Here is a 9,669-nt window from a genome sequence, read left to right on the forward strand (position 1 = left end):
GCGACACAAAAAATAAAAGGAGCTTAACTATGACAGTCATCAAACAAATTAAAGAAGATATTGAAAAATTATTTGAAGCTGAAAGCGGCTATAAAATCTCAAAAGCTTCAGGTGTTCCTTATCAAACTGTTCAAGATTTAAGAAATAAGAAAACAAAGCTCGAAGATGCGAAATTCAAAACAATTATTAAACTTTATGACTATGCATCAAATAAACAAAGTGAAGCATAATATTAACGATAAAAGAACTTGATTCAACACATGAAAGCTGTCGAATCAAGTTCTTTTTCAATATATTAAACTTCGTCGCCATGTTCATCATATTTTGTCACATCACCGTCTGAATCAATGATATATGAACCGACTAAATTACCTTGTTTGTCTAAAATTGAGAAGCCCCAACCCCCATCATCACGACGTTCTGGTTCTTTGAAAGTATAACGGCTTGTATCTAATTGATGACCTTCATATTCTTCAACCTTATCAATCACATTTTCACGTGTCACCGTTTCTTCTGACTCTTCATCATCCTCATCAATTCCAGGTGGTGTCGCACCAATATAACTTTCAACTAGACGCACCGCTTCTTCATTCCCATCATACAACGGTACCACTTCTCCGCTATTCATAATACGTTGAGATTCCTCGCGACTATAATCTTCTTCTTGCCAACGATGATCTTGGAAATGACTCGGTACAGGATAAATCGTAATCGTACCATCTCCGTTATTTTTATAAACAACATATCCCGCGGCAGTAGGTGTACCTAACAAACTTTGAACACCTTGTTCATATCTAATCGACCCTGGTCCATACATAATCTTTCCTGACAAATCATCATGACTAATAGAGATATCTGCCGGATTTGCGCTTCGATAGCTTGGTAATGCGGCTAACCATACACGCGCAAGATATTCATCACTATTAGGATTCAAGTGACTAAATGCATTGTGTTTAGATTCAGATGCTTTTGAACCTAAGTGTTTCTCGTTGTTTTCTTCGCTTTTTTGATGATCTTCATATGTAGATTGTTCTTCTGATTGATGTTCTGTCTTTTCTTGGTCAGATGATGTTTGTTTTTCTTCTTTTTGCCCACAAGCAGTTAATAATAACGACGCTGCTAAGAGTCCAGTACCTAAATATTTAATTTTGTTCATTATGTCCCTACTCTCTCTTTATAATGACTTTCATACTTAATATTTAGTATACCTGAGTGGAATACAACTGTATTCATTCTTTACAAAAAAAGACATATTCTGTCTATTTGTTTAAAAAAAGAGAAACAAACATCAAAGCTTGTTTCTCCTGAAAAATTTATGATTCTTTTAAATAATCATGAATGACTTCCGGTCGGCCGAGTCTTAAGTCTGCCAATATATGTTGTGCATCGACAATTTCTTTGACCGGGAAATCTGCGAGCGGCGCATTCACATGTTCAAATAATTGTAGACGCGCATCACCACGGAATGCTTCTTTAATTTGAATATCTGTAATTTGAGAACGTGTCATTTCAAGTATTCTTGGTGTCCCATCGTAATTTGGCAATTGTTTCAACATGAAGCTTGGTTTGGTAATAAGTTGTTTCGCTTCTTCTGTTTCAATCGGATGGTATTTATAGGTCATCGTTGCTTGTGCAACGCGTAATGAATGATAATCTAATGTACCTACTAATGTATCGTTATCGACATATAGTCTTGGTTCTCCGTATTTCTTTGGAAATGTTGAAAGCTCTCTGCCTAATGCAATCGCAGGTTGATTGTTTAAATACATGGATAAGTAGAACTCGCCTTCTTCTCCATTGTATTCTACTGGAATCACTTGTCCGCATTCTGTATATGAACCAAGGCCTGTACTATCAGGCATATCAATGACTTCAAATTTGATTAAGTCACTTGTCACTTTTAGCGGTTCAGGTACGACTTCCTTTAGTTTCTCAATATCCGTGCGATACACAATGTTTAAAAATTCTCTATTTCTGAAATGAACATCCACTCTTGAATATGTCGGTGCATTCACAGGTGTTGAAGCTAAGTTCATGAGTTCTTTTTTATTCAATTCTTTGCCTCCTCAATATACATTGCTTACCTAAGCTTAAAGGCAACAACTTGAATCTTCAATCATTCTATTTTACCGGCACATCCCAAGTGCTTAAGTTTTCTGCCATATCCCAGAATTTATATTCATAATAACTTGTGCGTACGACAATATCTTCTAGTCGTTTTAAGTCCGCTTCTGAACGTCCTTCTGTCACTTTATTCATCAGTTCAACACAATCTTTCTTGAATTGTGTAAACTCCTCAGATGAATACATATCTACCCATTTTCGATATAATGGATGATCTTTCGCAGCATCTTGTTCTGCCAATTTCAAACCAATATAGTTGTAACTCCATGTACAAGTTAAAATTGCGGCAATCACATTTTCTACGCCACCGATTTGTGCCATATTCAACATATAACTTGTATAAGCGGTTGTCGTTTCTGCAGGTTCAGTAGCTTCTAATTCCGCTTCACTAATACCAAATTCCTTCGCATAACCACGATGCAAGTTCATTTCTGTATTCATTGTGCCATCTAATAATTGTGCATACGTCGACATCATATCTAAATCAATGGCTTTCGCGGCACCAATCGCAAATAAACGAGAATACTCAATTAAATAAATATAATCTTGTTTCAACCAATGTTTGAATTTCTCTTCATCCAAAGAGCCGTCAGCTAACCCTTTAATAAATGGATGTTCCATGTAAGATGCCCAAATTGGCTCAACGCGTTCATATAAACGATCTGTAAATAATTGTGTCACTACAAGTTCCTCCTAATTAGATTTGATTCAATATTTTTACTGCTTATCTTTAATCTAACCTATATCGACACAATATACAAAAATACGCCGGCTTGTTTCTAAACACAAGTCGACGCATTCAATTATCATGCTGAATAAAGCATGACTATTTAACATCTTGTTTGCCACCTGAAATAAATTGCGCAATCATTTGTTTAACCAATGCAACCACAACATCTAGCATCACTATCACCTCCATTGTGTGATAGTTTTAATATTTTATTTGAATTTAAAAGAACACCTTCCATTTTATGTGCTAAAGCTTTGCTCATACAAATAAACAATGAATAGCTTACAGTCTGACATTGTTTTTGGTCTCTGATGGGATAAATTTCAATATTTGTTAAAAACGTTGTAAATGCTTCTTGTCGATTTTGATATTCATTTTCTAAATTTTGTTCCCCAAGCATGTAAAATATTTTTTCAAATTTTTATAATACACCTTCACCCTCTTTTTTCTTATATATCAGTTTTTTTATTTTACCCCACCCTAAGTTGGATATAAATTCAAAAAATACCCCTTTTTTGAATTTACAATGATTTTTTCACTTTTTAAGCTACGATTTTCAAGAAGTTGAATTATTTGCTAGGTATGATAGCATGAATACCGTCTTTGCTTTTTTTCAATACTCAAATCAGAAAGGATGTTGCAGTTTTGAAGACGACTCATAAAGAGACAAACAAGATGTTTTCACCCGTATTTACTTATGCGTCTATACTTGTAGGTTTATTAGTATTAATCGGCGCAATTTTCCCTAACCAATTCGGCAAGGTTTCTGGTGCACTTGGGGCGTGGATTACAGAAACTTTCGGTTGGTATTATATGCTCGTCTTTTCTTTCATATTGGTTTTCTGTATTTTCTTAGTTTTTAGCCCAATCGGCAAATTAAAGCTAGGTAAACCTACAGACAAACCTGAGTTCCACACTATCTCTTGGCTGACAATGTTATTTAGTGCTGGTATGGGGATTGGCTTAGTATTCTATGGGGCTTCTGAGCCTGTATCACATTATTTAACTCCTCCTACAGCTTCTGCAGAATCGAAAGCAGCACTCGCAGATTCATTACGTGCGAGTTTCTTACACTATGGCTTTCACCCTTGGGCTGTTTACGGCATCGTAGCGTTATCACTCGCTTATTTCCAATTCAGAAAAGGCGAAGTCGGTCTTATTTCTAAAACATTACGACCACTTTTAGGTAAACGTGTGGACGGTTTACCAGGTACCATTGTCGATGTTTTAGCAGTATTTGCGACAATTATCGGTGTAGCGGTATCACTTGGTGTTGGCGCGATGCAGATCAATGGAGGCTTGAATTATTTATTTGGTATTCCAAATAACAAGTTAGTTCAAGGTATTATTATCGCAGTCGTAACTGTGCTTTTCTTATACAGTGCATGGAGTGGTTTAAGCAAAGGAATTCAATATTTAAGTAACTTAAATATGATTTTAGCTGCGATTCTCTTTGCGATTTTATTAGTCATTGGTCCAACTTTACTCATCTTAGACATGATGACTTCTGCGACTGGTGATTACTTAAACACTTTAATCTTTAACAGTTTAGACACTGCACCATTAAACCAACAAAAACATGACTGGATGCAGACATGGACAGTTTATTATTGGGGTTGGTGGATGAGTTGGAGTCCGTTCGTCGGTATCTTTATCGCCCGTATCTCTAAAGGACGCTCTATCAGAGAATTCGTTATGGCAGTCTTACTAGTGCCGACAATCGTCAGTATTTTCTGGTTCAGCGTATTCGGTTTAACAGGTATCAGTGTTGGACAAGAACATACTGAAATCTTTAAAATGCCACCTGAAACACAATTATTCGGTATCTTTAATGAATTGCCGATAGGCAGTGTCTTATCCATTATCGCACTCGCATTAATTGGATCATTCTTTATTACTTCTGCCGATTCAGCAACATTCGTTTTAGGTATGCAGACGGCATTTGGTACATTACGTCCAGCAGGATTCGTAAAAATTGTATGGGGACTTGCGCTTTCTGCGATTGCGTATGTATTACTGCTTGCCGGAGGCGAAACAGGATTAGACGCCCTACAATCTGCGGCGATTATCTCAGCCTTACCATTCAGTTTGGTCGTTATCTTAATGACGCTTTCATTCTATAAAGATGCGAATAGAGAGCGTAAAGCGTTAGGATTAACACTCTCACCTAATGAAGAACATACTAAGATTTTACATGCCGCATCTAAGAGACACTCGTCAGAAGATCGCTCATAAATTTAACTACATGCGTATCCATACGCTTCAATTTAAGGATAAACAAAAGCAGCACCTTCTCTTCTAATTTGAGAAAGTGCTGCTTCTTTATATTAATAACGTTTATTATTTCTAGAACGCATGATCTGACGTACAATACGTGTGACTAAACGCACAATTTGTCTCACTTGTCTTTGGTTAATTTTAGCCATAATCTACCTCCAATTTTTGTCAGTATAACATGGTCCTAACACAAGACAAATTGATAACTATTTATTTTCGAAATAGTTGTGTTTTTTGAGGAACCTTTCTGCGACTACGGCTGGCTCTTGTTTTTTGCCGTCTGATTGATAATTTAACTCTTGCATTGTTTTCGTAGAGACCTTGCCTTGAAGTTTTTCTAATGAATGTTTAATTTTAGGGTTCTTTCTTAGGAAGTCGTTCTTCGCAAGTGGACTTGCGTCATATGGCGGGAAGAATTTACGGTCATCTTTTAATACTTTCAAGTTATAAGCTGAAATACGGCCATCTGTAGTATAACCTAGAGCCACATCTAATTTATTGTTTTTTAAAGCATCATATACTAAGCCGATTTGCATAGGTCGGATACTTTTAAATTTAAACCCATAGGCTTTAGTGAAAGCCGGGTAACCATCGCCAGCACGTTTAATCCAAGTAGAATCTGTACCTAAACGCAACTCGTCTTTATGTTTCTTTAAATCCGAAACTGTTTCAAGATGATACTTGTCAGCCACTTCTTGAGTAACCATAAATGCGAAAGTATTTTCAAAGCCATACGTATCAAAGAACGTTTGATCATATTGCTTTGTAAAGCCTTTTTGAACAACATCCATAGCTTTCTTGGTGTCAGTAATAGGTTGTTGATTTAACGCTCCTACTAAATCTGTACCTGTATAACGCGTAGAAGAAATTTGCGCATCTCCATTCAATAAGGCGTTATGTTGAATAGTAGCTGAGCCTAAGTTGTTAATAATGGTTGGTTTTACTTTCCCTTTCGTATCATGTTCAATTTGTAGGCGAATCATATGTGCCATAATTTGCGATTCACTTGTTGCGAGTGCAGTAATTTTAACATTTTTACCTGGGCCGCCATCTAAGCCAGGTAACCCACATCCAGCAAGTATAAAGACACTTGTTAAAACTATCCCCATTAAATATTTAAACTTTTTCATTACAACCCCCACATTAATTTCTTTTATAATCATTTTATTTTCACAATTAACCACTACACATTATAACACATACATTTTTTGTGCATGCCATACCGTTTCCACCCTAACTTCAGTCTAACCTCACACAAACGTTAGACTAACTCAGGCGCTTTGTTCCTTGTCCTCACAACATTCTTCATCATTTAATCAATCTAGACATACCCTCTTTTTTAATTTAAAAGTTATAAAATGACAGTTGATTTTTATTGTATTTTATCTATATACTCATTACATAAAGAGAAAGAGGAGCTTAAAATCATGAAAGTTTATTGGGATTTAGGTGTAGAATTTTTAAGCCAGTTATTTACAGGTAAACTTCCGACTGTCTTTATTATCTTGGTTGTTGTTTCGACACTATTGAATTTTGTCATTGAATATATTTATGAGCGCTTTGAGAAACCAGAAAAGAATATTGTCAGCTCATTTTTGGCACTACTTATTGAAGAAGTAATTGGCTTCGTTATTTTTATCTTTGCGTTTATCGCTGCGATAAAGTTTTTAGATTCAGTTACACTTTCAAATTTAACTGATACGTCTGCGATAGCTTTAGGAGAAATAACACTCGTTAGTTATGTTGTTTTTAGTGTGTTATCTTTGCCCTCTTTATTACTTCAATTTGTTGAATCTAATATTGGAAAGCTCTTAAACATTGTGGGGCAGGTCATTATTGGCGGGTTAGTTTATTATGTGTTGTTTGAAACCTTGCCGATGACTATAACTTTTGATCTTCTATATACAGTTGTCGCATTATTTATTGTGATGATCTTAAATATCGTTTTATGGTCTCTTTCTATCAATACGTTGAAAAATGAAAAAGCAGCAGATTAGTTAATTATTCACTTTGTTTTGCCATTGTTTATCGTATTGTTTTTAGCTATGTTGTTTTATCTTTTCTCTTCTTTAATCGATACAGGTTCTATGTTAGGATTGTATCTTGTAAGTGTATAAGCAATTGTTGTCCTTTTTTTCGCAACCCTTGTTAAGCGGTTGCTTTTTCAATGACTTCGATACGATGCTTAATTATTTTCAATAAAAAAAGAGAAAGGCAGAGAAAGATGAAAATAAAATACATACTGTTATTGACGTTATCTACAGTACTGCTCGCAGGTTGCGATTATTCAAAGAGTGAAAACCGCAATGGTTTCTTCTTTAATACTTTCGCAAAACCAATGGACAATTTACTACATTGGCTTGGTCATAATTTAAACGATAACTATGGTCTCGCAATTATCGTTATTGTATTAGCCATTCGCTTAGTTATGTTGCCGTTTATGTTAAGCCAAACTAAGAACGGTCAAATCATGCGTAAGGTTATGGATATTGCGAAACCTGAGATGAAAGAAGTACAAGAAAAAGTTAAACGTGCACGTACACAAGAAGAAAAAATGGAAGCACAACAAGAATTAATGGCTGTTTATAAAAAGTACGACATGAATCCAATGAAGAGTATGCTTGGCTGTCTGCCAATCTTAATTCAAATGCCTGTACTCTTCGGTTTATATGTCTCATTAAAATGGCCTTCACATGGCGGCATCACAGATCATCCTCACTTCTTATGGTTCAAACTGACAGAACCTGATGTTTGGATTACAATCATTGCCGGTGCCCTTTACTTCTTACAATCACTTGTCAGCATTGAAAATATGCCGAAAGAACAACGTCAAATGGGTTACATGATGATGATTATCTCACCTATCTTCATCATTTATATCTCATTCACTTCAGCTGCGGCATTAGGTCTTTATTGGTCAGTCAGTGCCATCTTTATGATTGTTCAAATGTTCTTTGCGAACAGATACTACAGTAAAGTTGCGGATGAAGAAGTAGCACGTATTAAACGCGAACAAGAGAAGAAAGAAGATAAACCTAAAAACACGAAAGTCATTTCTAAGAAAAATAAGAAAAAATAAGCATGATGAATTGGCCCGGGAAGTTATTTCCTGGGCTATATTTATATAATCGAGTAGGAGAGTAATCATTAATTGACCACTCGTCCTCTCACACCACCGTGCGTACGGTTCCGTACACGGCGGTTCAATATCTTGCGTAAGCAGACTCTGCGAGTCGGGTTAGTGGTACTAATCCCCACTTGTAGAGTCTATTTGTTGTAAGCGCACGATGAACCTCATGCGTGTTTGAAAGTCTCCAATACTTCTTTCTTGAGTTCGCAATACGCATAGCACTATTGTGGTCTAATCCATATTTTCGAAACATCTTGTATTTTGTTTTGATTTTCTTCCATCGCTTTAAAATAAGTTGTCTGATACGACGGTTCAACCACTTTTGTATTCGTTGGACAAATACTTTAATAAAACCTCTACCGAAGTAATTTATCCAACCTCTAGTAATTGCGTTGATTTCTGTTATAATTTCTTTGAATGTGCCATGTCTATTTCTTCTTGTGACCCACTTTAATTTGGCTTTTAAATTTCTTTTTGCTTCCATAGTGGGTCTGAAACGAAAAGTGCCATTTGTTTTCATTATCAGACAACTCAAGAACTTTAAACGTGTAGGAGAACCCACTTTACTTTTATCTTTATTCACTGTTAATTTCAGGTCTTTTTCGATAAAATTTGTGATACTTTCCATAACACGTTGTCCGGCACGTTTTGATTTTACAAAGATGACGAAGTCATCAGCGTATCTCACAAAACGGTGTCCGCGCTTCTCTAATTCTTTATCCAGTTCATGCAAATAGATATTACACAACAAGGGAGATATAACTCCACCTTGAGGGGCACCTGTCTTTCTTTCTGCGTATTCGCCAGACAGGTCTGCAGACCCGCTTTGTAAACTTTTGCGGATAAATTTAGAAATAGCTTTGTCTTGTATAAAGCGCTCAAACAAGTACATCAACTTATCATGGTTCAATGTATCAAAGCATTGTTTCAAATCACAGTCTACGACTGTGTGATAACCCTCTTCATAGTATTGGATACATTGTTTCAATGCTGTCCCTGTACTATGATTTGGTCTGAAACCATGACTATGTTTTGAAAACTGACGATTAATTGTCGGTTCGATAACTTGTTTGATTGCCTGTTGGATAACTCTATCCCTTGCGACGGGAATTCCAAGAATTCTCTTTTTGCCATTTGGTTTTGGAATGGCTACTTTCTTAACTGCTTGCGGTTCATAAGTACCGTTAAGCAGTTTTTCTTTTATTTGTGGATAGAATTCTCTGAAGTGAGCATTTAACTCTTTAACCTTCATCCCATCAATTCCAGGAGAACCATTGTTTTTGATAACTTTCTTGATTGCCTTCTCTATGTTGTTTGGTCTTACAACAAGTTCCATCAATGATGGAGACTCACGATACATTTCTTTCATATCAACTAAGATTTACTGTACACATCTGCTTATCTTTTT

At 35.9% G+C, this 9,669-nt stretch carries 10 protein-coding genes; 4 read left to right on the forward strand and 6 right to left on the reverse strand.

Translation table 11 applies throughout. The features are described 5' to 3' along the window. Positions 1 to 29 precede the first annotated feature (29 nt). Positions 30 to 230 carry a hypothetical protein gene (locus HMPREF3031_RS10530; RefSeq protein WP_002480056.1) on the forward strand — a complete coding sequence of 67 codons (201 nt, stop codon included), beginning with the start codon at positions 30 to 32 and terminating at the stop codon, positions 228 to 230. Between the two features lie 65 nt (positions 231 to 295). On the opposite strand, the gene HMPREF3031_RS13310 is transcribed toward HMPREF3031_RS10530, so the two are convergent. The 4 genes from HMPREF3031_RS13310 to HMPREF3031_RS13315 form a co-directional block, all read right to left on the reverse strand. Further along, a complete protein-coding gene (locus HMPREF3031_RS13310; RefSeq protein ID WP_002480057.1) occupies positions 296 to 1,156 on the reverse strand; it encodes a hypothetical protein in 861 nt (286 codons plus the stop codon). 157 nt (positions 1,157 to 1,313) lie between these two features. Beyond that, positions 1,314 to 2,054 (reverse strand): acetoacetate decarboxylase, encoded by a 741-nt coding sequence (locus HMPREF3031_RS10540; protein WP_002480058.1) that lies wholly within the window; start codon positions 2,052 to 2,054, stop codon positions 1,314 to 1,316. A 67-nt stretch (positions 2,055 to 2,121) separates the two neighbouring features. Further along, complete coding sequence (gene tenA, locus HMPREF3031_RS10545) at positions 2,122 to 2,805, reverse strand: thiaminase II (protein WP_002480059.1); 684 nt, start codon at positions 2,803 to 2,805, stop codon at positions 2,122 to 2,124. Positions 2,806 to 2,999: 194 nt separating this feature from the next. Continuing rightward, on the reverse strand, positions 3,000 to 3,254 hold the full coding sequence (locus HMPREF3031_RS13315; RefSeq protein WP_002480060.1) for a hypothetical protein: 255 nt from the start codon (positions 3,252 to 3,254) through the stop codon (positions 3,000 to 3,002). A 275-nt stretch (positions 3,255 to 3,529) separates the two neighbouring features. Between HMPREF3031_RS13315 and HMPREF3031_RS10550 the strand changes: the two genes are divergently transcribed. Next, complete coding sequence (locus HMPREF3031_RS10550) at positions 3,530 to 5,089, forward strand: BCCT family transporter (protein ID WP_002480061.1); 1,560 nt, start codon at positions 3,530 to 3,532, stop codon at positions 5,087 to 5,089. Between the two features lie 248 nt (positions 5,090 to 5,337). Here HMPREF3031_RS10550 and HMPREF3031_RS10555 read toward each other — a convergent pair whose 3' ends face one another. Continuing rightward, positions 5,338 to 6,261 carry an osmoprotectant ABC transporter substrate-binding protein gene (locus HMPREF3031_RS10555; protein ID WP_002480063.1) on the reverse strand — a complete coding sequence of 308 codons (924 nt, stop codon included), beginning with the start codon at positions 6,259 to 6,261 and terminating at the stop codon, positions 5,338 to 5,340. 297 nt (positions 6,262 to 6,558) lie between these two features. Here HMPREF3031_RS10555 and HMPREF3031_RS10560 point away from each other — a divergent pair, with 297 nt between their 5' ends. Beyond that, positions 6,559 to 7,128 (forward strand): hypothetical protein, encoded by a 570-nt coding sequence (locus HMPREF3031_RS10560; RefSeq protein WP_023016217.1) that lies wholly within the window; start codon positions 6,559 to 6,561, stop codon positions 7,126 to 7,128. 227 nt (positions 7,129 to 7,355) lie between these two features. After that, positions 7,356 to 8,210 carry a membrane protein insertase YidC gene (gene yidC, locus HMPREF3031_RS10565; protein ID WP_070684387.1) on the forward strand — a complete coding sequence of 285 codons (855 nt, stop codon included), beginning with the start codon at positions 7,356 to 7,358 and terminating at the stop codon, positions 8,208 to 8,210. A gap of 124 nt (positions 8,211 to 8,334) precedes the next feature. On the opposite strand, the gene ltrA is transcribed toward yidC, so the two are convergent. After that, on the reverse strand, positions 8,335 to 9,621 hold the full coding sequence (ltrA, locus tag HMPREF3031_RS10570; RefSeq protein ID WP_037556158.1) for a group II intron reverse transcriptase/maturase: 1,287 nt from the start codon (positions 9,619 to 9,621) through the stop codon (positions 8,335 to 8,337). Positions 9,622 to 9,669: the final 48 nt, after the last annotated feature.

Origin of the sequence: Staphylococcus sp. HMSC072B07, from assembly GCF_001815505.1 — a bacterium.
Classification (GTDB): Bacteria; Bacillota; Bacilli; order Staphylococcales; family Staphylococcaceae; genus Staphylococcus; species Staphylococcus simulans.

Coding starts and splice junctions, on each gene's coding strand:
- HMPREF3031_RS10530 (WP_002480056.1), top strand. CDS start 30: ATGACAGTCATCAAACAAATTAAAGAAGATATTGAAAAATTATTTGAA.
- HMPREF3031_RS13310 (WP_002480057.1), bottom strand. CDS start 1,156: ATGAACAAAATTAAATATTTAGGTACTGGACTCTTAGCAGCGTCGTTA.
- HMPREF3031_RS13315 (WP_002480060.1), bottom strand. CDS start 3,254: ATGCTTGGGGAACAAAATTTAGAAAATGAATATCAAAATCGACAAGAA.
- HMPREF3031_RS10550 (WP_002480061.1), top strand. CDS start 3,530: ATGTTTTCACCCGTATTTACTTATGCGTCTATACTTGTAGGTTTATTA.
- HMPREF3031_RS10555 (WP_002480063.1), bottom strand. CDS start 6,261: ATGAAAAAGTTTAAATATTTAATGGGGATAGTTTTAACAAGTGTCTTT.
- HMPREF3031_RS10560 (WP_023016217.1), top strand. CDS start 6,559: ATGAAAGTTTATTGGGATTTAGGTGTAGAATTTTTAAGCCAGTTATTT.
- yidC (WP_070684387.1), top strand. CDS start 7,356: ATGAAAATAAAATACATACTGTTATTGACGTTATCTACAGTACTGCTC.
- ltrA (WP_037556158.1), bottom strand. CDS start 9,621: ATGTATCGTGAGTCTCCATCATTGATGGAACTTGTTGTAAGACCAAAC.